Below are 22,379 nucleotides of genomic sequence, written 5' to 3'. Positions count from 1 at the left end.
TGATTACGCGGTACGGCTGTGCAGTGGGGTCGGCACCAAATGCGGTACTTCGCCTTGCACGCGGGCACCGGTGGCAGCGCGGATCAGCAGGATCTTCAACTGATCGTTGATGCGCTCCAGGCTGTCCTGGAAGAAGTTATGGAACACCACGCAGAACAGCGCGATGGCGATCCCCAAACCCGTGGCGAACAAGGCCGTACCGATACCACCGGAAATCTGCCCTGGGTCGGACACACCGGCCGAGGCCAGCGCCTTGAAGGTGTCGATAATGCCGAGGATGGTCCCCAGCAAGCCCAACAGTGGTGCGGCGGTGGTGATGGTCTCGATGATCCACAGGCTGCGGGCCAGTGGCGCACGGGTGGTCAGGTACTGGGTTTCGATCACGTCATCCAGGTCCTTGCGCGACCCGTGGGAGGCTTTCTGGGCCAGTACCGGCACGACCATTTTCAGCGGCAGGCTGTCACGGCGGGTCAGGCTTTCTGGCAGGTCGCGTTCACTGTGCACGTTGGCGCCGAGTACCTCGGTCAAGGCACGTGCCTGACGGCGCACATAGGCAAAGAAGATCCCGCGCTCGATGGTGATAAAGATCGCGATGGCCATCGCGGCGTACATCACATAGAAGGTGATGTCGTGGAGCACATTCATGTCCATGTTCATTTACCTCGCAGTTAGAAATTGGCTTCCAGGGAAACCGTTACGGTACGTTCCAGGCCCACGATGTAGGCCGGGTCGCCGTCGCGGAAACCGCTGTAGCTGGCGGCGTTGGTCTTGGTGGTGTACACGCCGTCCAGGTACTTCTTGTCGAACAGGTTGTCGACGTTCAGGCGCAGGGTCGCGTCCTTGACCACCTTCTTGTCCACCGGCAGGTAGATACCGGCGCCGGCGTTGAACACGGTGCGCCCGGAGATGGATTCGTCGTTGGTCAGGTCGCCGTAGAGCTTGCTGGTGTACTTGCCGCCGAAGGTGCCGTAGAAGCGCCCGTCGTCATAACCGATGTTGGCCGCCAGCATGTTTTTCGGCACGTTGGCGAACTGCTTGCCGCTGGTGGGCAGCACAATGGCCTGGCCCGCGTTGTACACGGTCAGGTCGTCCTGTTGCTCGGCCTTGGTGTAGGTGTAGGAGGTGTAGTAGTTGAAGTGGTTCGGCAGCAGGCCGCTCCACTCCAGTTCCAGGCCGCTGTTGTTGACGGAGCCGGCGTTGATGTCGGCGAAGTCGCCGTTGATATCGCGGGACGATACCTGGCGGTCCTTGAACTGCATGTAGAACAAGGTGGCGGCCACGGTCATGTCGTCATCGGTGTAGCGCCAGCCCAACTCGTGGTTCCAGCTGGTTTCCGGCTTGGCGTCGATGGAACCGGCGCCCTTGTCGTACAGCACGTAGTTCTGCGGGATACGCATGTTGCGCGACAGGCTGTAGAACAACTGATCACGCTCATCCAGCTGATACTTGAGGCCAACGTTAGGCAGCAACTTGTTGTAGGTCTGGCTGCGTTTTTCGGCCTGCTCGGTGAGGCTGCCGTGGTTGGTGCCGTCACGCTTGACGTTCATGTAGGCCAGGCCCGCTACCAGGGTCCAGTCCGGGTTGATGTACCAGGTGTCCTGGGCCCAGACCTTCTGCGCCGGGGTCACGGTGAAGCGGTCGCGACCTTGCACGGTGTTGCCATTGGCATCGACCACGGCGTCGCCGTCCGGCCAGGTGTCGCTTGGCTTGCCGCTGTTTTTCAGGGCAATGAACGGTTGGGTCTGGCTTTGGCGTGCGCGTTCATACCAGTAGCCAAATTGCAGGCTGTGCTCGTCCAGGTCCCAGTTCAGCTTGGTGGTGATGCCGGGGCGCCAGGTCTGGGTGCGGGAAGGGCGGTAGTACACGCCGGTGGTGGACGAGCCGTCGGCGTTGTACTGCGCGGAGGTCGGCAAGTTGCTCAGGTCAAACACGCCGCCCACGTTCGAGGTGCGGTTGAGTGCATAGGCAGAGGAGCCCACGCCGCTGCCGTTACCCCAGTAGTAATACGGGATCACGGAGAGTGCCAGGTTGTCGGCCAGTTTGAACTGGGTGTTGAGCACGCCGGTAAAGGTCTGGAACGGGTTCTGCGCCAGGGCGTAGTAGCTGTTGACCTTGCCGTTGCTGCCCAAGGCCGGGTTGGCCGGGTACGGGTCGTACTTGCGGCCGTTCTGCTGGTACTGAGCCTTGGTCAGTTGGCTGTAACTGTTGTTGTCCTGCTCGTGGTACTTGAGGATCAGGTTGGCGGTGTTGCCGTTGCCAGCATCGAAGAAGCTGTTCCACTCCACCTTGTCCGCCCGCACCGCACCCGAACCACGCCACATGTCACCTTCGGTATGGGACACCGACAGCCAGTTGCTCAGGCCGTTGACCTCGCCGGTGTTGAGCCGCGCAAAGGTCTTGCGCGTGGCATTGCTGCCCATGATCTGTTTGACGAACGCGCCGGTTTCCTTGGTCGGGCGAATGGTCACGATACCGATGTTGCCGCCGCTGGAACCGATGTGCGGGCCGTCCGCTTCGGCCGAGCCCTGGGTGACGAAGATCTGCTCGATGTTCTCCGGGTCGCCCAGCAGGTTGGAGTACAGCGCGTAGTTGCCGGAGTCGTTGATCGGCATGCCGTCCACCGACATGCCCACCTGGTCGGAGTTGAGGCCGCGCATGGTGAAGCGAAAGCCCGACAGGCCGGTGTTGTCTTCGCTGGAAATATTCAGGCCCGGGGTGTACTTGAGCTTGTCCACGGCGTTGCCGGTGGCGGTCTGCTTATCCAGCGCCTCTTTGGTCACGGTGGAGCGGCCCTTGATGCTTTCTTCCTGCACCATATAGCCGCCGCCGGCGGTGGCTTTGCCTTGTACGCCGATGGTGCCGACGTCGCTGTCGCCGGTGTCGGCCATGACCATGCCGTGGCCCATGCTCGCGGCAACGAGTGCCAGATGAATCCGTGTGAACCTCATCAGTGTCGTCCTGGTGTCGGGTGCTTTATTGCACGCTGTAGTTGAAGGTGGCGGTGAAGCGATGCTCATTGCGCCCCCCGAAGGCTTGCTCGGGGAACGGCTTGACTTGCTTGATGCGCCGCAAGCTGTTGGCGGCGGCCCGGTTGAGCAACATGCTCGACGCCGGGGTTTGCACACCGGAGTCGAGAACCCGACCCTGGCGGTCTACCAGCAGCCACACCACCACGTCGCCGGCGGGGCGTTCGAGGGAAGCCTGGCGCCCGGTGGGGTATTGCTTGTAGGTGTCCAACTCGTTGCGTAAACCCTTGAGGTAGCCGCCTTCCAGCGCCTGGCCGTCGACCTTTGGCGGGGCCGGTGGTGAGGGCGTTGGCGCGGGCTGGGCCACGGGCGCCGGGGCCGGTTTGGCGGCGACCGGTGGCGGCGTCGGCGTGGGTTTTGCCGCGACCGGCTTGGGCACCGGTTTTGGCTTGGGCTCAGGCTTGGGTTTGGGCAGTGGCTTGGGCGGTGGAGGCGGCGGGGCCGGTTCGGCCTCTTCATCCTCGATCACCGGCGGTGGCGGTTCTTGTTCGACGACGGGTTCCGGGACCACTTCCGGCTCGGGTTCGACCAACGCCAACTCGACCGCCGACTCGTCATACACCGGCTCGACTTTCAATGTTTGTGACTGGATACCCATCGCAATCAGCACCAGGGCGATCAGGGCCGGGACACTGCCCAGCAGCTGTCGCGCACGAAACAGGACGTACATGATCAGGACTTACGCGTGGCGATGGACACGGAGGTAAAGCCACCCAGGCGCAGGGTGTCCATCACTTCCACCAGGCGCGAAACCTCCACGCCTTTGTCGCTGTTGACGATGATCGTCGACTTGGTATCGGGCTTCTCCGCTGCTTTCAGCGCCGGCACCAGGGCGTCGACCGTGAGGTCCTTGCCATCCAATTGCAGCTGGCCTTCAAGGCCCAGCGTCAGGATGAATTTGTTCTGCGGCTTGAGCTGTTGCGAACTGCTGGCGCTGGGCAGTTGAGTCTTCATGCCAAGGGCCGGAATCACGTTCAGGCTCACCAGTACGAAAAACACCAGGAGGAACATCATCACGTCGATCATCGGGATCAACTCGATGTGTGCCTTGCGTTTCTTGGGTTCATCCCAGGTTCTCATGCCGCTACCCCGTCGTTGAATTAGGGGCGACACGCTAACAACCAAAAATGACCGATTGGTTAACTTTAATTGATGATTTGAAGGCGTCTAGGACGCGTCTTACAGGACATTTACCTTGCAGTTTTATGACGTAATGAAACTGAAACGCGGGCGGTACATTCTCAGAAACTTTACATCGAGGGCCCCCCCGGATGAGTGTTTCACTGCCGCATTTATCGACTGCGCGACTTCTATTGCGCGCGCTGGAAACGGACCAGGCCGACGCGCTTTTTCGCCTCGCCAACGGACCGAAAATCGCCGACAACACGGCGAATATTCCGTCGCCCTACACGCTGCACACCGCACAGGTGTTTATTGGCGCGATGGAGGCGAAATACCGTGCGGGCGAATTGCTCAGCCTGGGCATGCATGAGCATGCGACGGGCGAGTTGGTCGGCATCGTCAGCCTGCGACTCAATCCTCGGCATCGTTATGGCCACTTGGGTGGCTGGGTGGCGGCGCATTGTCGTAACCAGGGCTACGCGGCGGAGGCGGCGAGTGCGGTAACCGATTTTGGCTTCAATGAATTGGCGTTGCAGCGCGTGGGCAGCCAGTGCTTTGGCCGCAACAAGGAGTCGGCGCGGGTGATGGAGAAAATCGGCCTGCGCTATGAGGGTTGCATGCGCGAGGCATTTCTTAAGAACGGTGTGTTTGAGGATCTGCTGGGGTTCGCGGTGGTGCGCGATGACTGGGAGCGTCGGCTATGAGTGGTGCGGTAGACCTCGACCGCCGCAGGATTCTGACCGGCATTGCGGTGGCCGGCGCATTTTCGATCCTGAGTCCCTTTGCGCGCAGTGCCGGGGTGGATTATCCGTTCACCCTCGGCGTGGCCTCCGGTGATCCGCTGCCCGATGGCTTTGTGATCTGGACGCGGCTGGCGCCGCTGTTCAATGACGCCGATGGCCGTGGCGGCCTGCGCACTGCGGTGCCGGTGCGTTGGCGCGTGGCCAGTGATGCGGCGATGACGCACATCGTCAGGCAGGGCGAAGTGACCGCGACTGAACGTTTCGCGCATTCGGTGCATGTCGAGGTGGCGGGGCTGGAGCCGGGGCGGCCGTATTGGTACCAGTTCGACGGCCTCGGCGCGCAGAGCCCGGTGGGCCAGGCACGCACCACGCCGCCGTTGCAGGCCATGGCGTCGGCGCGGGTGGGATTTGTGTCGTGCTCGCACTGGGAGCGTGGTTACTTCAGCGCCTACCGGCACCTGGCGGCCGAGCAGCCTGACCTGGTGTTTTTCCTCGGTGACTATATCTACGACAGTTCCTATGCGGCGGACTCGGGCAAGATCATCCGCCCTCACGGCAGTGGCAACGCGGTGAGTTTGAGCGACTACCGCAACCGTTACGCCCTGTACAAGACCGATCCGGATTTGCAGGCACTGCACGCCGCCGCGCCGAGCGTCGCCACCTGGGACGATCACGAAGTGCAGAACGACTATGCCAACCGCTGGTCCCAAGACCCGAAGATTCCCGTGACGCAATTTCTGCAACAACGGGCGGCGGCGTACCAGGCGTTTTACGAACATATGCCGCTACGGGCCAGCAGCGTGCCCAAGGGACCGGACATGCGCATCTACCGGCGCCTGGACTACGGCCGACTGGCGCGTTTCCATGTGCTCGACGGTCGGCAATACCGCTCCGAACAACCGTGCATCCTGGCCAATGGCAGTCACCAGGGGCATGTCGCCGACAACCTGTGCCATGACTTGCGCGACCCGGCACGCACCATGCTCGGGTGGGAGCAGGAGGCGTGGTTGGACCGAGGGTTCGCCGAGTCACGGGCGCAGTGGAACGTGATCGCCCAGGACCTGTTGGTGGCGCCGTTGACCCAGCGCGACCTGACCAATCACAAGCCAGGGCGGTGGACCGATGGCTGGGACGGTTACATGGCCAATCGGGAGCGGATGCTGGCGTCGATCGCGCGGCACCGGGTCAACAACCCGGTGTTCTGGGGCGGCGACATCCATTCGTTCTGGACCACCGACCTGCATGCCGACGGCAATAACCCGGACTCGCCGGTTATCGCCACGGAGTTTGTGGGCAGCTCGGTGACCTCTGACGGGCCACCCTATGAGGCCTTCACCCAGATACTGCCGCTCAACCCCCATGTGAAGTTTTTCGACAGCCGTCAGCGTGGGTATGTGTCGGTGGATATCGGCGAGCGAGAGATGCTGACGCACTTCAGGGTGATCACCGATCCGCGGGATCCGATGGCGGGGGTGTCGACCCTTAAGTCGTTCTCCGTGGAGCCCGGAAGACCTGGAGCAATGACCTTGTAGTGAGCGGGCTTGCCCCGCGCTGGGGGGCGAAGCCGCCCTAAACCCAGGTGCCTCGGTCTTTCTGATACACCGCGGCGTATGGATTTGGGGCGGCTTCGCCACCCAGCGCGGGGCAAGCCCGCTCACTACAAGAGCTCGTAACGAACCGACAGCGCGCCTTTTTTCTCCGACAGGGCCAGGATCGTCACCTGGCCCAATTCACCCAACGCCTGCACATGCGTGCCGCCGCAGGCGTAGACAGGCAGCTCGCCGAAGCCCACTTCACGGGTGCCGTCTTCCAGGGTCATATGGCGGGGGTAGTCAGCCGCGATCCATTGATCGATCTGGTGTTGAATCGCCTCGGCATCGATGGCTTGCGCTGCTTCACCACGGATAAACGTGATCTTGCCTTCGCCCGGCCAGTGATGGGCCTTGATGGGCATCCAACCCAGGGTTTCACCGACGTTGCCGATCAAGTGCCCGGCGGAATGCAACCGCGTGTGCAGGGCGCGGCGTTGTGCATCGACCCGTGCAGTGATCGGGCCGGGCGCCACCGGTTGGTCGACGTAATGCACCACATGGCCGGCTTCCTGGGTGACGCGCACGACGTTGCTGTCGCCGAGCCAGCCCGTGTCGAACGGCTGACCACCGCCCTGGGGGTGGAAAATCGTCGATTGCAGGATGACCGTGTAGAGCTGTTCGTGGGGCATGCAGCTCAGTACCTCCAGCTCGGCAGTCAGGTGGTCATGGGAAAAAAACAGGCGCTCGGTCATCATCTACATCCGCATCAGGGTTCTGCGGGCAGTATAAATAGTGCGCGAATAGGTGATAATCCGCTCAATTATCAATGGACCTGTGCGTCATGAGCATCAATCTTCCTTTGCCGCTGCTGGGTGAAATGGCGATTTTCGTCAAAGTCGTGGAAACCGGCAGTTTCTCCGAGGCCGCCCGGCAGATGGGCGCTTCGCCTTCCTCAGTGAGCCGCAGTATTTCGCGCCTGGAAAAGGCCTTGGCCACGCGCCTGTTGCAGCGCACCACGCGTAAATTGCGCCTGAGCGAGGGCGGTGAAGAGGTGTTCAAGCGCTGCCAGGAAATGGTCAACGCGGCGCGTTCGGTGATGGAGATCAGCGGCCAGTTCACCCATGAGGCCGAAGGGTTGGTGCGCGTCAGCGTGCCCAAGGCGGTGGGGCGGTTTGTAATCCATCCCCATATGCCCGAGTTCCTGCGGCGTTATCCCAAGGTGGATGTGCAGTTGATTCTTGAGGATCGGCCGGTGGATTTGATCGATGACAACCTTGACCTGATCCTGCGTATCTCTGAAAGCCCACCGCCGGGGCTGGTGGGGCGGCCACTGTTTCCTATCGAGCATTTGCTGTGCGCCACGCCGCAGTACCTGGCTGAGCACGGCACGCCGCAACATCCCCATGATTTGCTGGAACACAGCTGTATCTACCTGGGAGAGACCCCAGCGGATGCGCGCTGGAAGTTTCGTCAGGCCGGTAAGACGGTCACGGTGGGGGTGCGTGGGCGGTATGCGGCGAATCACACCGGGGTGCGCATGGACGCGGTGTTGCAGCATGTGGGGATCGGCAGCTTGCCGTACTTCACAGCGCGCCACGCGTTGGAGGCGGGGACGGTGGTGCAGGTGTTGGCGCAGTGGGATTTTATTGCGTCGTACCACGGCGAGGTGTGGTTGCTGCATTCGCCGACGCGGTATTTGCCGCCGAAGTTGCGGGTGTTTATTGATTATTTGGTGGAGTGTATGGCCAGAGAACCGACCCTTCGCTAACGGTAGGAACTCTGTGCAAATGTGTGAGGGGGCAAGCCCCCTCCCACATTTAGATTTGCAGTGTCTGGATGGATCAGTGCTTGCTTTGGTCCGCAGACATGGCCAGCAATTGCTTCTCCTGGTTCCAGTCGAACGGCTCGTCGTTCTGTTCGGCCTCGAAGCGGCGTTCTTCCAGGGCCTGGTACATGTCCAGTTCTTCATCGGGCATGTAGTGCAGGCAATCGCCGCCGAAGAACCACAGCAGGTCGCGCGGCACCAGGTGGGCGATTTGTGGGTAGCGTTGGATGACCTGGCACATCAGGTCCTGGCCCAGGTACTGGCTTTCGATGGGGTCGATAGGCAGTTGGGCGCGCAGTTCATCGAAGCGCTCCAGGAACAGGGCGTGGCTTTCCTCGGGCACCTGTTCGGCTTCGCCGACGGCAACCAGGATGCTGCGCAGGTGGTCGAGCAAGACGAGATGATCGGCAACGACGTTGGACACGAGATAAGTCCTCTAAAGCAAAAACGGGCGCGAGAGTATATAGCTCACGCGCCCGTTTTTATATGACCGCCGGGATCAGCGGATTTTGCCTTCGGTGTGTTCCAGCTCTTCCTTGCTGAAATCATCCACATCAATCACCTTGCGCCGCGCTGCCTCGGCGTCACGCAGGGTTTGCGCTTCGCCTGGTTGCAGCACACCAGCCTCCAGCGCGGCGTCGATGGCATGCTCGCCAGCCGCAGGCTTGACCTGGCCGCTCTTGAGCGCGGTGTGCAGTTTTTTCTGCAACGGGTGGCTGGCGCCCAGCAGGTCGTAGGCCTGTTGCAGCGCGCCCACCGGATCTTCCGCCGATTGCGGGCGGTAGCAGCCGGCCAGCAATTCTTCCAGGGTCGGGTCGCCCTTGGCACGACCGATCACCGCTGCGACCTCGGCATCCAGCGCGTCGGACGGCCCGGTATGGCGACGGCCAAACGGGAACACGATCACCCGCAGCAGACAGCCCAGCACCTTGTTCGGGAAGTTGCTCAGCAGTCCATCCAGCGCCTGTTCCGATTTGCCAAGGCTTTCTTCCATGGCCCAGGCGAACAGCGGTTCCAGGTGGTCCGGCGAGTCCAGGTCGTGGTAACGCTTGAGTGCCGCAGACGCCAGATACATATGACTGAGTACATCACCCAGGCGCGCAGACAGGCGTTCACGACGTTTCAGTTCGCCGCCCAGCAACATCATGCTGAGGTCGGCGAGCAGTGCAAAGGCAGCGGCTTGGCGGTTGAGCGCCCGGAAGTAGCCTTGGCTCAAGCGGTTGCCCGGTGCTTTCTCAAAGTGACCAACGCCCAGGTTCAGCACCAGCGTGCTGGCCGCGTTGCTCACGGCAAAGCCGATATGTTGCATCAGCAGGCCGTCGAACTCCTTCAACGCCTGGTCACGGTCTTCACGACCGGCCAAGGCCATTTCCTTGAGCACGAAGGGATGGCAGCGAATGGCGCCCTGGCCGAAGATCATCAGGTTACGCGACAGGATATTCGCGCCTTCCACGGTGATGAAGATCGGCGCACCTTGCCAGCTGCGGCCCAGGTAGTTGTTCGGGCCCATGATGATGCCCTTGCCGCCATGCACGTCCATCGCATGGCCGATACATTCACGCCCGCGTTCGGTGAGGTGGTACTTGAGGATCGCCGACAGCACCGAGGGTTTCTCCCCAAGGTCGACTGCGTTGGCGGTCAGCATGCGCGCACTGTCCATCAGCCAGGCATTGCCGCCGATACGTGCCAGGGCTTCCTGGATACCTTCGAAGGCCGACAGCGGCACGTTGAATTGCTCACGCACCTGGGCGTACTGACCGGTCACCAGGCTGGTGAACTTGGCCGCGCCGGTGCCCACGGCGGGCAGGGAGATCGAACGGCCTACCGACAGGCAGTTCATCAACATCATCCAGCCCTTGCCGAGCATTTCCTGGCCGCCGATAAGGAATTCCAGCGGGATGAACACATCCTTGCCGGAGTTGGGGCCGTTCATGAACGCAGCACCGAGGGGCAAGTGGCGACGGCCGATTTCGACGCCGGGGGTATCCGTAGGAATCAATGCCAGGCTGATGCCCAGGTCTACTTCGTCGCCCAGCAAGTGGTCCGGGTCATGGGCCTTGAAGGCCAGGCCCAGCAGGGTCGCGACCGGGCCAAGGGTGATGTAGCGTTTTTCCCAGTTCAGGCGCAGGCCCAGGGTTTCCTTGCCTTCCCATTCACCTTTGCAGATCACGCCGGTGTCGGGCATCGCGCCAGCGTCGGAGCCGGCCAATGGACCGGTGAGGGCAAAGCAGGGGATGTCATCGCCACGGGCCAGGCGTGGCAGGTAATGGTTGCGTTGTTCATCGGTGCCGTAGTGCAGCAGCAACTCGGCCGGCCCGAGTGAGTTGGGCACCATCACGGTGGAGGCCAGGTCACCGCTGCGGGTGGCCAGTTTCATCGCCACCTGGGAGTGGGCGTAGGCGGAAAAGCCCTTGCCGCCGTATTCCTTGGGAATGATCAGCGCAAAGAAGCCATGGGTCTTGATGTGGTCCCAGGCGGCGGGCGGCAGGTTCATGGCCTGGCCGATCTCCCAGTCGCTGACCATGGCACAGAGTTCTTCGGTGGGGCCGTCGATAAACGCCTGTTCTTCTTCGGTCAGTTGGGCCTTGGGGTAGGCCAGCAACTTGTCCCAGTCGGGACGACCGCTGAACAGCTCGCCATCCCACCACACGGTGCCGGCGTCGATGGCGTCGCGCTCGGTTTCGGACATCGGCGGCAGGACTTTCTGGAACCAGCTGAACAGTGGCTTGGTGAAGTATTGGCGGCGCAGGTCGGGCAGCAGCAGGGGCGTCGCGACAGCGGCGAGCAACACCCAGAAGATCAGCAGCAACCAGCCGGGCGCGTGACTCCACGCACCCATCGCCAACAGGTAGACAGCCACCACGCCCAAGGCGGGCAGGGGCGCGGTGCGGCGGTGTGCCAGGTAGGCGATGCCGAGCACCAGCACCAGTATCCACAACAACAGCATATTCAATCCTCCGTGAAACCAGGGGCGAAACCACCATGGAGCTTAGTCGGCATCCGAACAAGCGGGTGATCAGGGTGTTACGAGATTTGGCCGATTCGTCGTTATCGCCACGGCAGGCCTGTGGTTAGACTCCAGGCTTCCTTCGGAGATAACGCGCATGGATACCTACTTGAGTCCCAGCCGCTTCATCGATAGTGACCACCCTGCGGTGGTGGAGTTCGCCGAAAAACACCGCGGTCCCAGCGCGAATTTACGTGACCAGGCAGTCAGTCTTTATTACGCCGTGCGTGAGGCGATTCGCTACAATCCCTACACCTTTAGCCGTGACCCAGGCACCTTGAACGCCAGTTACGCGCTGGCGATTGGCGAGAGTTATTGCGTGCCCAAGGCCACGTTATTGGCGGCGTGCGCCCGCCATTGCGGCATCCCGGCGCGCATCGGCCTGGCGGATGTGCGCAATCATTTGTCGACGCCGCGCCTGATCGCCTTGCTCAAAAGCGATGTGTTCGCCATGCACGGCTACACCGAGTTGTATCTGCAGGGGCGTTGGGTCAAGGCCACGCCGGCGTTCAACCAACAGCTGTGCGACCTGTTCGATGTGCCACCGCTGGAATTCGACGGGATCAACGACAGCGTCTTTCACGCCTTCAACCGCCAGGGCCTGCGTTCGATGGAGTATGTGGTCGACCACGGGCAGTTTTCCGACGTGCCCGAGGCGTTTTTCTTCGAACATATCCGTGGGTGTTACCCGCACCTGTTTACCGAAGATGCGCCGAATTTGCTGGGAGACATGCAGACCGATTTAAGCCGCACGTGAACCGGCGTATGCTTTTGCGCTCACCAAACAATAAGGCACGGTCATGCTGAAAATCTGGGGTCGTAAAAATTCATCAAACGTCAGGAAAGCACTGTGGTGCGCCGAAGAGCTTGGCCTGGACTATGAAGCAATTGATGCGGGCGGGGCTTTTGGTGTGGTCGACACGCCGCAATACCGCGCGCTGAACCCCAATGGCCGGGTGCCGATGATCGAAGACGGCGACTTCGTGTTGTGGGAATCCAACACCATCGTGCGCTACCTGTGCGCCAAGCAGGCCTCCACGTGGTACCCCAGCGATCTGAAAGCGCGGGCCAACGCCGAGAAATGGATGGACTGGACCACGTCCACGTTCGCTGAACCGTTCAAGATCGTGTTCTGGGGCGTGCTGCGCACACCGGCGGAAAAACAGAACTGGGACACCATCCACGCCGGCCGCCAAGCCTGCATTGAGGTGCTCAAGACCGTCGACCAGGCGCTCGCCACGCAGCCGTATCTGTCGGGCAGCGAGATCGGCATGGGCGATATCCCCCTGGGCAGCTTTATCTACGCCTGGTTCGAAATGCCCATCGAACGCCCTGCAATGCCCCATCTAGAGGCCTGGTACCAGCGCCTGCAACAACGCCCGGCCTACCGCAAAGCGGTGATGACCGCGTTGACTTAATACTGACTATTAATACAGGTGACTGTACTTGTGCGGCGCGGACGGCCACCATGGCTGTCATGCGCCGCCGTTGAACTTCGCGTGCTGCGCCTTCATCTATTCTTTCTGTTCCCTTCTTTGGTGCGTAATCCGATATGAGTTCCGCTCTGTCCATCCGGCAGCTAACCAAAACCTACGGCAACGGTTTCCAGGCCCTGAGTGGTATCGATCTGGACGTTGCCGAAGGTGATTTCTTCGCCTTGCTCGGCCCCAACGGTGCCGGCAAATCCACCACCATCGGTATCCTTTCGACCCTGGTCAACAAGACCAGCGGCACGGTGAATATCTTCGGTCATGACCTGGACAAATCCCCGGCGGCGCTCAAGCGCTCCATCGGCGTGGTGCCCCAGGAATTCAACTTCAATCAGTTCGAAAAGACCTTCGACATTGTCGTGACTCAGGCCGGTTACTACGGCATCCCGGCGAAAGTCGCCAAGGAGCGCGCCGAGCAATACCTGACCCAACTGGGTCTGTGGGACAAGCGCGATGTGCCGTCACGTTCACTGTCCGGCGGCATGAAGCGGCGCCTGATGATCGCCCGCGCGTTGGTGCACGAACCGCGCCTGCTGATCCTCGATGAACCTACCGCCGGGGTGGACATCGAGCTGCGTCGTTCGATGTGGACCTTCCTCACCGAGCTGAACCAGAAGGGCATCACCATCATCCTCACCACCCACTACCTGGAAGAGGCTGAGCAGCTGTGCCGCAACATCGGCATCATCGACCACGGCACCATCGTCGAGAACACCAGCATGCGTAACCTGCTGGGCCAGTTGCATGTGGAAACCTTTTTGCTCGACTTGAAGAACAACCTGTCGGCGCCGCCGCAGTTGCTCGGTTACCCCAGCCGCCTGGTGGACAGCCACACCCTGGAAGTCCAGGTGGACAAGGCGATGGGCATCACTGCGCTGTTCACTCAACTGGCGACGCAGAACATTGAAGTGCTGAGCCTGCGTAACAAAACCAATCGCCTTGAGGAGTTGTTCGTGTCCCTGGTGGAGAAAAATCTGGCGAAGGTGGCGGTATGAGTTCCGAACTGCAACCTAACCTCGTCGCGCTGCAAACCATCGTCTATCGCGAAGTGAAGCGCTTTACCCGGATCTGGCCGCAGACCCTGCTGCCGCCTGCGATCACCATGGTCTTGTACTTTGTGATCTTCGGTAACCTGATCGGTCGCCAGATCGGCGACATGGGCGGCTTTACCTACATGGAATACATCGTGCCGGGGCTGATCATGATGTCGGTGATCACCAACTCCTACGGCAACGTGGTGTCGAGTTTCTTCGGCAGCAAGTTCCAGCGTTCCATCGAGGAATTGATGGTGTCGCCGGTGTCGCCGCACACCATCCTGATCGGCTACACCCTGGGCGGCGTGTTGCGCGGCTTGATGGTGGGTGTGATCGTGACGTTGCTATCGCTGTTCTTCACCCACCTGCAGGTGCATCACCTCGGGATTACCTTGCTGGTGGTGGTTCTGACGGCGACGATCTTTTCGCTGCTGGGCTTTATCAACGCCGTGTTTGCGCGCAACTTCGATGATATTTCGATCATCCCGACGTTTGTGCTGACGCCGCTGACCTACCTGGGTGGAGTGTTCTACTCGATCTCGCTGCTGCCGCCGTTCTGGCAGACCGTGTCGCTGGCCAACCCGGTGCTGCACATGGTCAACGCCTTCCGCTACGGCATCCTGGGGGTGTCGGATATCAAGATCAGCGTGGCGATCACGTTCATGTTGGTGGCGACGGTGGTGTTATATATCGGCTGCGCGAAGTTGCTGGTGAGTGGGCGCGGGATGCGTACCTGACTCACTGAATGCATGCAGTAAAAAATGTGGGAGGGGGCTTGCTCCCGATAGCAGGGTGTCAGTCAATGAATAAAGTGACTGATCCACCGCAATCGGGAGCAAGCCCCCTCCCACATTTGGTTCTGTGTTGGGTCGAATTACTCTAGTGCCAACTCGATCAACTCGTGCAGCTCTTCCACCTGCAACGGTGCACTCGCAAACAGAATCCTGAACACCGTCGGCGCCGCCAGCAGGTTGATCAGCCGGTCTACGTTGGGTGGTGCGCTATCGGGATAGCGGTCCACAATCGTCTGCAACTGCCCCCCAATCAATGTCACGCAATACCCCGGCGTCTGGCTGCATTGCACGTCGCGCATCATGTTGCGCCCTGGCTCCGAACTCATTTCATCCAGATACTGCTCGGCCCAGGCACGCAGGTCGCCACGCAGGCTACCGGTGTTGGCAGGCTCGCTGTCCGGGCGCATGCGTTCCAGCGCCACGTCGGCGAGCAGGGCGGAAAGGTCGCCCCAGCGTCGATAGATGGTGGAAGGCGTAACGCCCGCGCGCGCAGCGATCATCGGCACGGTGACGCTGGAACGCTCATGGGCTTCCAGCAATTCGCGCGTGGCGTTATGCACTGATTCTTGGACCCGGGCACTGCGACCCCCCGGGCGAAGGCCTTCTTTTATCGCCATGTTTGCGACCTTAACACAAAGAATTTGCTTTAAGCGTTCGACGGTAGCACACTCGGCAAAAGCAAAATATTAGCTTTAGCGGAGCGTGCCCATGTCCAGCAACCCTTCCCACCGTTCCAGCCTGGTGTTCCTGGCGATCACCTTGCTCACGTTTTTGGCGGCTTCCAGCGCGCCGACGCCGTTGTATCACTTGTATCAAGAGGGCCTGCATTTTTCCGCAGGCATGCTCACGCTGATCTTTGGTGTCTACGCCATCAGCCTGTTGGCGGCGTTGCTGACCGTGGGTTCGCTGTCGGACCATTTGGGACGCAAGCCGGTGATTTTCGCCGCGTTGGTCCTGGATATGCTGGCGATGCTGCTGTTTATCAACGAAGGCAGTGTGGCCTGGTTGATTGCCGCGCGTACCTTGCAGGGCTTCGCCACCGGCATGGCCACGGCGGTGCTGGGCGCGGCGCTGCTGGATACCGACCGCCAGCAAGGGCCCTTGGTCAACAGCGTGGCGCCGTTGTTGGGCATGGCCTGCGGAGCGATGGGCAGCAGTCTGCTGGTGGAGTTCGCGCCGCTGCCGACCCAATTGATCTACTGGACGTTGTTCGGGTTGATGCTGTTGCAGGCCGTGTACGTGTGGCGCCTGCCAGAAACCGTCAGCCGCATTCCCGGTGCACTGGCTTCGCTGCGTCCGACCTTGCATGTGCCGCCCCAGGCGCGGCGGGCGTTGTGGTTATCGTTGCCGGTGGATATCGCGGTGTGGGCGATGGGCGGCTTTTATCTGTCCCTGGCGCCGTCACTGGTGCGGGCGGCAACGGGCTCCACATCCAACCTGATCGGTGGCGGGCTGGTGGCGGTGTTGACATTGAGCGGTGCGCTGATGATTTTCAGCCTGCGCAATCGGCCAGCGGATAAGGTCTTGCGCCTGGGCGCCAGCCTGCTGGCTGTCGGCGTGGCGCTGATTCTCACTGCGGTGCACAGCGCCAGCCTGCCGCTGTTTTTTATCGCCACGCTGGTGGCGGGCAGCGGCTTCGGTGCCGGGTTCCTCGGCGCCTTGCGCAGTGTGGTGCCGCTGGCGTTGCCCCATGAGCGGGCAGGGCTGATGTCGGCGTTTTACGTGCTCAGTTACCTGGCGTTCTGTTTGCCTTCGTTGCTGGCGGGCAATCTGATCCGCAGTTTCGGTCTGATTGCCACCACCGACGGCTATGGCGTGGTGTTGATTGTGTTGTCTCTCGGCGCCCTGGTCGGCTTGATGTTGCAAGGTTCGGCGCAACGCGCTTATAGGTAAAACAGATAACAGTTAGAGAAATTACCCGTTATATAGATATTCGATCAGGTTCTATCATGGTCTCAACCTCATATGAGGAGGAGGATTATTCCCATGACCTGTTTGAATACCGTCAGCTACAAACCCTTCAGTCACCTGGCCCGTCCACGGGAAGTGATTCGCCAGTTCACCCCTAACTGGTTCGCCGCGACCATGGGCACCGGCGTTCTTGCGCTGGCCCTGGCACAATTGCCGATCAGCCTGCCCGGTGTGCACGCCATCGCCGAAGCCCTGTGGTTTTTCACCATCGGCCTGTTCGTGTTGTTCAGCGTGTTATACGCCGCCCGTTGGGTAATGTTTTTCCATGAGGCGCGACGGATCTTCGGCCATTCCACGGTCTCGATGTTCTTCGGCACCATCCCCATGGGGCTCGCGACCATTCTGAATGGCCTGCTGCTGTTCGGCCTGCCACGTTGGGGCAGCGACGTGATACCGCTGGCCCATGCCCTGTGGTGGCTGGACGTCGCGATGGCCCTGGCATGTGGCGTGTTGATCCCATTCATGATGTTCACCCGCCAGGAACACAGCATCGACCAAATGACCGCCGTGTGGCTGCTGCCGGTGGTCGCCGCCGAAGTCGCCGCCGCCAGCGGTGGCCTGCTGGCGCCGCACTTGGCCGACGCCCATGCGCAACTGGTGATGCTGGTGACCAGCTATGTGCTGTGGGCGTTTTCCCTGCCGGTGGCCTTCAGCATCCTCACCATTCTGATGCTGCGCATGGCCTTGCATAAACTGCCCCACGCCAATATGGCCGCGTCGAGCTGGCTGGCCCTCGGGCCTATCGGCACCGGTGCCCTTGGCATGTTGCTGCTCGGCGGCGATGCCCCGGCGATCTTCGCCGCCAACGGCTTGCCCGGCGTCGGTGAAATGGCCAACGGTCTCGGTCTGATAGCTGGTATTACGCTGTGGGGCTTTGGCCTGTGGTGGATGTTGATCGCCGTACTGATCACCCTGCGTTACCTGCGCGAGGGCATTCCGTTCAACCTCGGCTGGTGGGGGTTTACCTTTCCGTTGGGGGTGTATGCCTTGGCCACGCTCAAGCTGGCGAGCCTGTTGCACCTGGGTTTTTTCAGCGTGTTCGGCAGCGTGTTGGTGGTGGCGTTGGCGCTGATGTGGCTGACCGTGGCCAAGCGCACCGTGCAGGGCGCCTATAAAGGTGAGCTTTTTGTTTCACCCTGTATTGCCGGACTAGGGAATAAGTAAGCGGGATTAGGTAAAGTCGTGGCCTGAAAGCTTTTATAAAAAACAGGCCACGCAGGAACACGGACGATGAGCCACCCCTCGCAATTTACCTTGCTGCGCACACGGCGCTTCCTGCCGTTTTTCATCACCCAGTTGCTGGGTGCCTTCAACGACAACATCTTCAAGCAGTCGCTGATCCTCGCCATTCTCTACAAGCTGACCATCGACGGCGACCGCTCGATCTGGGTCAACCTCTGCGCGCTGCTGTTTATCCTGCCGTTCTTCCTGTTCTCGGCACTGGCCGGGCAGTTTGGCGAGAAATTCAACAAGGATGCGTTGATCCGCGCGATCAAGATCGGTGAGATCGTGATCATGGCCGTGGGTGCGACGGGCTTCCTGACCAATCACCTGGAATTGATGCTGCTGGCACTGTTTGCCATGGGCACCCACTCGGCGCTGTTCGGCCCGGTGAAATACTCGATCATGCCCCAGGCCCTGCACGAAGATGAGTTGGTGGGTGGCAACGGCCTGGTGGAAATGGGCACGTTTTTGGCAATCCTGGCCGGCACCATTGGGGCGGGGATCATGATGTCGTCGACTCACTATGCGCCGGTAGTGGCGGTGGCGATTGTCGGCGTGGCGGTGCTCGGCTACCTGGCCAGCCGCAGTATTCCGCGGGCCGCAGCATCGACCCCAGGGCTGCGTTTGAACTGGAATATTTTCAGCGAATCCTGGGCCACGTTGCGTCTGGGCCTGGGGCAAACCCCGGCGGTGTCGCGTTCGATTGTCGGCAACTCGTGGTTCTGGTTTGTCGGCGCGATCTACCTGACGCAAATTCCGGCCTACGCCAAGGAATGGTTGTACGGCGATGAAACCGTGGTGACGTTGATTCTCACCGTGTTCTCGGTGGGTATCGCCTTGGGCTCGATGCTTTGCGAAAAGCTCTCCGGGCGTAAGGTAGAGATCGGCCTGGTGCCATTCGGCTCGTTTGGCCTGACGGTGTTCGGCCTGCTGCTGTGGTGGCATTCCGGCGGCTTCCCGCAGAACGTGCAGGCCAACGATTGGCTGGCGGTGCTCAGCTACGGCCAGGCCTGGTGGGTGTTGTTGGATATCCTCGGGCTGGGGGTGTTCGGCGGCTTCTATATCGTGCCGCTGTATGCGCTGATCCAGTCGCGCACTGCCGAGAACGAGCGGGCGCGTGTCATTGCGGCCAACAACATCCTCAACGCGCTGTTCATGGTGGTGTCGGCCATCGTGTCGATCCTGCTGCTGAGCGTGGCCAAACTGTCGATCCCCGAATTGTTCCTGGTGGTGTCGCTGCTCAACATCGCGGTGAACACCTACATCTTCAAGATCGTTCCCGAGTTCACCATGCGTTTCATGATCTGGCTGCTCAGCCATTCCATGTACCGCGTGGAGCATCGCAACCTCGAAGCCATCCCGGATGAAGGCGCGGCGTTGCTGGTGTGCAACCACGTGTCGTTTGTCGACGCGCTGTTGATTGGCGGCGCGGTGCGTCGGCCGATTCGCTTTGTCATGTACTACAAGATCTACCGTTTGCCGGTGTTGAATTTTATCTTCCGTACGGCGGGGGCGATTCCGATTGCCGGGCGTAACGAAGATATCCAGATCTACGAAAAGGCCTTCACGCGGATCGCTCAATACCTGAAAGAAGGGGAACTGGTGTGCATCTTCCCCGAGGGCAAGTTGACGGCCGATGGCGAGATGAACGAGTTCCGTGGTGGGGTGACGCGGATTCTGGAGGAGACCCCGGTGCCGGTGATTCCGCTGGCGTTGCAGGGGCTGTGGGGGAGCTTTTTCAGTCGCGATCCGAATAAGGGCTTCTTTCATCGGATTTGGTCGCGGGTGGTGTTGGTGGCGGGTGAGCCTGTGGAGGGGCCGACGCCTGCCAGATTGCAGGAGGTTGTTGGTGGGTTGCGGGGGAGTGTCAGGTAGTTTTTGTGTTGGCTGTGCCGGCCTCATCGGGGGCAAGCCCCCTCCCACAGTTGACCGAGTTCCAACATGAGAATGCGGTCGAATGTGGGAGGGGGCTTGCCCCCGATAGCGGTAGTGGCCTAAGTGCTGATCTTAAGGCCGATAAGCCCACAGATGATCAACGCCACACTCGCCAACCGAAACAACGCCATGGACTCCCCAAACAGGATAATCCCGGCAATCACCGTGCCCACGGCACCGACGCCGGTCCAGATCGCATAGGCCGTGCCCAGCGGCAACTCCTTCATGGCCAGCCCAAGCAAGCCAAGGCTGATGGCCATGGCCGCAATCGTCAGGGCGGTAGGCAGGGGCTTGCTGAAACCGTCGGTGTACTTCAAGCCAACGGCCCAGCCGACTTCAAACAAACCCGCAAAGAACAGAATGATCCAGGACATGCTGACCCTCTCTATAGAAGTGGGGTCGTCCCCGGATTAGGCGCTTGAGAGCGTCGCAGGGTCGTCCCCGCGAAGCTCCGTAGAGTGCCGAAAACGGCTTGCTCGATCAAGGCTGCGGGAGGTTTTCCGTTGCGCGCAGGTCCTCTTTCTCACTCATGCGACGGAAGTAAGTCGACAGCAATGCTCCGGAAATATTGTGCCAGACGCTGAACAGCGCACTCGGCACCGCCGCCAGCGGCGAGAAGTGCGCACTGGCCAGCGCGGCACCCAATCCGGAGTTCTGCATGCCCACTTCCAGCGCCAACGACTTGCGTTGCGCCAATGGCAGCTTGAACACCCGCCCGGTGAAGTAGCCCAGCAAGTAACCGAAGCTGTTGTGCAGCATCACCACGGCCATGATCAGCAGGCCTGACTCGGCGATCTTCGCCTGGCTGGCGGCCACCACCGCCGCGACGATGATCACAATGCTCACCACCGATACCAGCGGCAGTACATCCACCGCATGGCGTACCCGCTCACCGAGCACGCGCTGGGCGACGACGCCGAGGATGATCGGCAACAGCACCACTTGCAGGATCGACCAGAACAACTCCATGAACGACACCGGCAACCAGGCCGAGGCCAGCAGCCAGATCAGCGCCGGCGTCAGTAGCGGGGCGAGGAGGGTGGTGACGGCGGCGATGGCGACCGACAACGCCAGGTCACCGCGAGCCAGCCAGGTCATCACGTTGGATGAGGTGCCGCTTGGGCAGCAACCGACCAGGATCACGCCGACCGCGATTTCCGGTGGCAGGTGAAAGGCCTGGCACAGCAACCATGCCACGCCCGGCATGATCACGAAATGCGCGACCACGCCCAATGCCACGCGCCACGGGTGGCGGGCGACTTCGGCGAAGTCATCGATCTTGAGGGTCAGCCCCATGCCGAACATCACCAGGCCCAGCAGCGGTACGATCGCGGTTTTCAGGCCGATGAACCAGCTGGGTTCGAGGAACGCGAGCACCGCGAAAATCAGCACCCAGTAGGCGAAGGTGTTGCCGACGAAGCGGCTCAAGGCGGCAAGTGCGCGCATGGGGTGTCCTTGTTATTGGATTCTTGAAATGTAAATGCAGTCAAATGTGAGAGGGGGCTTGCCCCCGATAGCGGGGTATCAGTCACTACATCTGTTACTGACGCACTGCTATCGGGGGCAAGCCCCCTCCCACATTTTTGATCTTCACATGGCTTTAGATGCCTTGTGGAGTCTCTTCACCACCGAGGGCTTCAACCAGCGCCGGGATGAAATCGCCAAACGTCAGCATCATCAGCGTAAAGCTCGCATCCAACTGGCCCAGGGCCTCGTCGCCGCCGTCCTGTTCCGCCTGGTCTTGCAGCAGGTCTTCGAACTTCAGGCGCTTGACGGTCATCTTGTCGTCGAGCATGAAGGACAGCTTGTCCTGCCAGGCCAGCGCCAGTTGGGTCACGACTTTGCCGGTGGTCAGGTGCAGTTGGATCTCTTCGCCGGTCAGGTCCTGGCGCTTGCAGCGCACGATGCCGCCGTCTTCGTGGGTGTCGCGCAGTTCGCATTCGTCGAGCACGAAGAAATCATCAGCCGGCTTCTGAGTGGTGACCCAGTCGGTCATGATGGCAGTCGGTGCGGTTTTTACAGTCAGCGGGCGTACCGGCAAGGTGCCGATCACTTCACGCAGGGTCGACAACAAGTCTTCGGCGCGTTTCGGGCTGGCCGAGTTGACCAGGATCAGGCCTTGCTTCGGCGCGATGGCGGCGAAGGTCGACGAGCGACGGATAAAGGCGCGTGGCAGGAAAGCCTGGATGATTTCATCCTTGATCTGGTCGCGTTCCTTCTTATAGACCTTGCGCATCTGCTCGGCCTCGATCTCTTCGACCTTCTCTTTCAGTGCATCACGCACCACGCTGCCCGGCAGGATACGTTCTTCCTTGCGCGCGGCGATCAGCAGGAAGTCACCGCTGACGTGAACCAGGGGAGCGTCTTCACCTTTACCAAACGGTGCGACGAAACCGTAAGTGGTCAACTCCTGGCTGGCACATGGGCGCGCCAGCTTGGTGGCCATGGCCGCTTCCAACGCCTCGGCATCAACAGGCAGATCTTGGGTCAGGCGATAGATAAGCAGGTTCTTGAACCACATGGGGTGAGTCTCTCCTTTATACAAAGGGGGGCATTATTGTCTTGATAACGCCTGAGGCCAACCCTGCCTAAGCCATTGGAAGGCCTCAAAAAAAAGATTTAAGAAAGTGCTTGCCAGACCTGGGGTCGCTCCGTAGAATGCGCGCCACACCGAGA

Annotated in this window: 21 protein-coding genes; 10 read left to right on the top strand and 11 right to left on the bottom strand. The window is 60.8% G+C overall.

The features are described 5' to 3' along the window. Positions 1 to 3: 3 nt before the first annotated feature. The 4 genes from DYL61_RS28615 to DYL61_RS28600 are packed head-to-tail and all read right to left on the bottom strand — an operon-like array spanning position 4 to position 4,106. Positions 4 to 651, bottom strand: a complete 648-nt coding sequence (locus DYL61_RS28615) for a MotA/TolQ/ExbB proton channel family protein (protein WP_135311151.1) — start codon at positions 649 to 651, stop codon at positions 4 to 6. A gap of 17 nt (positions 652 to 668) precedes the next feature. Continuing rightward, complete coding sequence (locus DYL61_RS28610; RefSeq protein ID WP_135311150.1) at positions 669 to 2,948, bottom strand: TonB-dependent receptor; 2,280 nt, start codon at positions 2,946 to 2,948, stop codon at positions 669 to 671. Positions 2,949 to 2,973: 25 nt separating this feature from the next. After that, positions 2,974 to 3,696: an energy transducer TonB family protein gene (locus tag DYL61_RS28605; protein WP_135311149.1), complete on the bottom strand. Its 723-nt coding sequence runs from the start codon at positions 3,694 to 3,696 to the stop codon at positions 2,974 to 2,976. Positions 3,697 to 3,698: 2 nt separating this feature from the next. Continuing rightward, positions 3,699 to 4,106 (bottom strand): ExbD/TolR family protein, encoded by a 408-nt coding sequence (locus DYL61_RS28600; protein ID WP_005786670.1) that lies wholly within the window; start codon positions 4,104 to 4,106, stop codon positions 3,699 to 3,701. Between the two features lie 191 nt (positions 4,107 to 4,297). Between DYL61_RS28600 and DYL61_RS28595 the strand changes: the two genes are divergently transcribed. Next, positions 4,298 to 4,852 (top strand): GNAT family N-acetyltransferase, encoded by a 555-nt coding sequence (locus DYL61_RS28595; protein ID WP_135311148.1) that lies wholly within the window; start codon positions 4,298 to 4,300, stop codon positions 4,850 to 4,852. After that, the gene (locus DYL61_RS28590) at positions 4,849 to 6,423 is read left to right on the top strand and encodes an alkaline phosphatase D family protein (protein WP_135311147.1); all 1,575 of its coding nucleotides are present in this window, start codon (positions 4,849 to 4,851) and stop codon (positions 6,421 to 6,423) included. Before DYL61_RS28595 ends, DYL61_RS28590 begins: the two co-directional genes overlap by 4 nt. Positions 6,424 to 6,548: 125 nt before the next feature. Here DYL61_RS28590 and DYL61_RS28585 read toward each other — a convergent pair whose 3' ends face one another. Continuing rightward, the gene (locus tag DYL61_RS28585) at positions 6,549 to 7,175 is read right to left on the bottom strand and encodes an alanyl-tRNA editing protein (RefSeq protein ID WP_135311146.1); all 627 of its coding nucleotides are present in this window, start codon (positions 7,173 to 7,175) and stop codon (positions 6,549 to 6,551) included. 89 nt (positions 7,176 to 7,264) lie between these two features. Here DYL61_RS28585 and DYL61_RS28580 point away from each other — a divergent pair, with 89 nt between their 5' ends. Continuing rightward, positions 7,265 to 8,191: a LysR family transcriptional regulator gene (locus DYL61_RS28580; protein WP_135311145.1), complete on the top strand. Its 927-nt coding sequence runs from the start codon at positions 7,265 to 7,267 to the stop codon at positions 8,189 to 8,191. A 73-nt stretch (positions 8,192 to 8,264) separates the two neighbouring features. Here the strand turns inward: DYL61_RS28580 and DYL61_RS28575 are convergent, their stop codons facing one another. Both DYL61_RS28575 and DYL61_RS28570 read right to left on the bottom strand, forming a co-directional pair. Beyond that, positions 8,265 to 8,672: a PA2817 family protein gene (locus tag DYL61_RS28575; RefSeq protein WP_135311144.1), complete on the bottom strand. Its 408-nt coding sequence runs from the start codon at positions 8,670 to 8,672 to the stop codon at positions 8,265 to 8,267. 75 nt (positions 8,673 to 8,747) lie between these two features. Next, complete coding sequence (locus DYL61_RS28570; protein WP_135311143.1) at positions 8,748 to 11,195, bottom strand: acyl-CoA dehydrogenase; 2,448 nt, start codon at positions 11,193 to 11,195, stop codon at positions 8,748 to 8,750. A gap of 157 nt (positions 11,196 to 11,352) precedes the next feature. Between DYL61_RS28570 and DYL61_RS28565 the strand changes: the two genes are divergently transcribed. The 4 genes from DYL61_RS28565 (at position 11,353) to DYL61_RS28550 (ending at position 14,516) form a co-directional block, all read left to right on the top strand. After that, positions 11,353 to 12,012, top strand: coding sequence for a transglutaminase-like domain-containing protein (locus DYL61_RS28565; RefSeq protein ID WP_135311142.1), 660 nt, complete (start codon positions 11,353 to 11,355; stop codon positions 12,010 to 12,012). A gap of 43 nt (positions 12,013 to 12,055) precedes the next feature. After that, on the top strand, positions 12,056 to 12,673 hold the full coding sequence (locus tag DYL61_RS28560) for a glutathione S-transferase family protein (protein ID WP_135311141.1): 618 nt from the start codon (positions 12,056 to 12,058) through the stop codon (positions 12,671 to 12,673). 134 nt (positions 12,674 to 12,807) lie between these two features. Further along, positions 12,808 to 13,740, top strand: a complete 933-nt coding sequence (locus tag DYL61_RS28555) for an ABC transporter ATP-binding protein (protein ID WP_105698834.1) — start codon at positions 12,808 to 12,810, stop codon at positions 13,738 to 13,740. After that, positions 13,737 to 14,516, top strand: a complete 780-nt coding sequence (locus DYL61_RS28550; RefSeq protein ID WP_105698835.1) for an ABC transporter permease — start codon at positions 13,737 to 13,739, stop codon at positions 14,514 to 14,516. Before DYL61_RS28555 ends, DYL61_RS28550 begins: the two co-directional genes overlap by 4 nt. A gap of 137 nt (positions 14,517 to 14,653) precedes the next feature. Here DYL61_RS28550 and DYL61_RS28545 read toward each other — a convergent pair whose 3' ends face one another. Continuing rightward, positions 14,654 to 15,190 carry a TetR/AcrR family transcriptional regulator gene (locus DYL61_RS28545; RefSeq protein WP_135311140.1) on the bottom strand — a complete coding sequence of 179 codons (537 nt, stop codon included), beginning with the start codon at positions 15,188 to 15,190 and terminating at the stop codon, positions 14,654 to 14,656. Between the two features lie 91 nt (positions 15,191 to 15,281). Here DYL61_RS28545 and DYL61_RS28540 point away from each other — a divergent pair, with 91 nt between their 5' ends. The 3 genes from DYL61_RS28540 to DYL61_RS28530 all read left to right on the top strand — a co-directional run bounded on the left by DYL61_RS28540 (position 15,282) and on the right by DYL61_RS28530 (position 19,643). Next, positions 15,282 to 16,466 carry an MFS transporter gene (locus DYL61_RS28540; RefSeq protein WP_135311139.1) on the top strand — a complete coding sequence of 395 codons (1,185 nt, stop codon included), beginning with the start codon at positions 15,282 to 15,284 and terminating at the stop codon, positions 16,464 to 16,466. A 93-nt stretch (positions 16,467 to 16,559) separates the two neighbouring features. Further along, entirely contained in the window at positions 16,560 to 17,708 is a 1,149-nt protein-coding gene (locus tag DYL61_RS28535; RefSeq protein ID WP_135311138.1) for a TDT family transporter, read from the top strand. Positions 17,709 to 17,774: 66 nt separating this feature from the next. After that, on the top strand, positions 17,775 to 19,643 hold the full coding sequence (locus DYL61_RS28530) for an MFS transporter (protein WP_135311137.1): 1,869 nt from the start codon (positions 17,775 to 17,777) through the stop codon (positions 19,641 to 19,643). 119 nt (positions 19,644 to 19,762) lie between these two features. Here the strand turns inward: DYL61_RS28530 and sugE are convergent, their stop codons facing one another. The 3 genes from sugE to rdgC all read right to left on the bottom strand — a co-directional run bounded on the left by sugE (position 19,763) and on the right by rdgC (position 22,224). Beyond that, positions 19,763 to 20,077 (bottom strand): quaternary ammonium compound efflux SMR transporter SugE, encoded by a 315-nt coding sequence (gene sugE, locus DYL61_RS28525; protein WP_003237114.1) that lies wholly within the window; start codon positions 20,075 to 20,077, stop codon positions 19,763 to 19,765. Positions 20,078 to 20,183: 106 nt separating this feature from the next. After that, the gene (locus DYL61_RS28520) at positions 20,184 to 21,149 is read right to left on the bottom strand and encodes a bile acid:sodium symporter family protein (protein WP_135311136.1); all 966 of its coding nucleotides are present in this window, start codon (positions 21,147 to 21,149) and stop codon (positions 20,184 to 20,186) included. 154 nt (positions 21,150 to 21,303) lie between these two features. After that, positions 21,304 to 22,224, bottom strand: a complete 921-nt coding sequence (rdgC, locus tag DYL61_RS28515; protein WP_135311135.1) for a recombination-associated protein RdgC — start codon at positions 22,222 to 22,224, stop codon at positions 21,304 to 21,306. Positions 22,225 to 22,379 lie beyond the last annotated feature (155 nt).

The organism is Pseudomonas nabeulensis (assembly GCF_004682045.1).
Lineage (GTDB): Bacteria > Pseudomonadota > Gammaproteobacteria > Pseudomonadales > Pseudomonadaceae > Aquipseudomonas > Aquipseudomonas nabeulensis.
This window is presented reverse-complemented; position numbering and strand designations above follow the sequence as displayed.

Excerpts from the sequence above, each read along its gene's own strand:
- DYL61_RS28555 (WP_105698834.1), top strand. The coding sequence starts at position 12,808 with ATGAGTTCCGCTCTGTCCATCCGGCAGCTAACCAAAACCTACGGCAAC.
- DYL61_RS28545 (WP_135311140.1), bottom strand. The coding sequence starts at position 15,190 with ATGGCGATAAAAGAAGGCCTTCGCCCGGGGGGTCGCAGTGCCCGGGTC.
- DYL61_RS28565 (WP_135311142.1), top strand. The coding sequence starts at position 11,353 with ATGGATACCTACTTGAGTCCCAGCCGCTTCATCGATAGTGACCACCCT.
- DYL61_RS28595 (WP_135311148.1), top strand. The coding sequence starts at position 4,298 with ATGAGTGTTTCACTGCCGCATTTATCGACTGCGCGACTTCTATTGCGC.
- DYL61_RS28530 (WP_135311137.1), top strand. The coding sequence starts at position 17,775 with ATGAGCCACCCCTCGCAATTTACCTTGCTGCGCACACGGCGCTTCCTG.
- sugE (WP_003237114.1), bottom strand. The coding sequence starts at position 20,077 with ATGTCCTGGATCATTCTGTTCTTTGCGGGTTTGTTTGAAGTCGGCTGG.
- DYL61_RS28535 (WP_135311138.1), top strand. The coding sequence starts at position 16,560 with ATGACCTGTTTGAATACCGTCAGCTACAAACCCTTCAGTCACCTGGCC.
- DYL61_RS28570 (WP_135311143.1), bottom strand. The coding sequence starts at position 11,195 with ATGCTGTTGTTGTGGATACTGGTGCTGGTGCTCGGCATCGCCTACCTG.
- DYL61_RS28585 (WP_135311146.1), bottom strand. The coding sequence starts at position 7,175 with ATGACCGAGCGCCTGTTTTTTTCCCATGACCACCTGACTGCCGAGCTG.
- DYL61_RS28560 (WP_135311141.1), top strand. The coding sequence starts at position 12,056 with ATGCTGAAAATCTGGGGTCGTAAAAATTCATCAAACGTCAGGAAAGCA.
- DYL61_RS28580 (WP_135311145.1), top strand. The coding sequence starts at position 7,265 with ATGAGCATCAATCTTCCTTTGCCGCTGCTGGGTGAAATGGCGATTTTC.
- DYL61_RS28550 (WP_105698835.1), top strand. The coding sequence starts at position 13,737 with ATGAGTTCCGAACTGCAACCTAACCTCGTCGCGCTGCAAACCATCGTC.
- DYL61_RS28540 (WP_135311139.1), top strand. The coding sequence starts at position 15,282 with ATGTCCAGCAACCCTTCCCACCGTTCCAGCCTGGTGTTCCTGGCGATC.
- DYL61_RS28615 (WP_135311151.1), bottom strand. The coding sequence starts at position 651 with ATGGACATGAATGTGCTCCACGACATCACCTTCTATGTGATGTACGCC.
- DYL61_RS28610 (WP_135311150.1), bottom strand. The coding sequence starts at position 2,948 with ATGAGGTTCACACGGATTCATCTGGCACTCGTTGCCGCGAGCATGGGC.
- DYL61_RS28600 (WP_005786670.1), bottom strand. The coding sequence starts at position 4,106 with ATGAGAACCTGGGATGAACCCAAGAAACGCAAGGCACACATCGAGTTG.
- rdgC (WP_135311135.1), bottom strand. The coding sequence starts at position 22,224 with ATGTGGTTCAAGAACCTGCTTATCTATCGCCTGACCCAAGATCTGCCT.
- DYL61_RS28520 (WP_135311136.1), bottom strand. The coding sequence starts at position 21,149 with ATGCGCGCACTTGCCGCCTTGAGCCGCTTCGTCGGCAACACCTTCGCC.
- DYL61_RS28605 (WP_135311149.1), bottom strand. The coding sequence starts at position 3,696 with ATGTACGTCCTGTTTCGTGCGCGACAGCTGCTGGGCAGTGTCCCGGCC.
- DYL61_RS28590 (WP_135311147.1), top strand. The coding sequence starts at position 4,849 with ATGAGTGGTGCGGTAGACCTCGACCGCCGCAGGATTCTGACCGGCATT.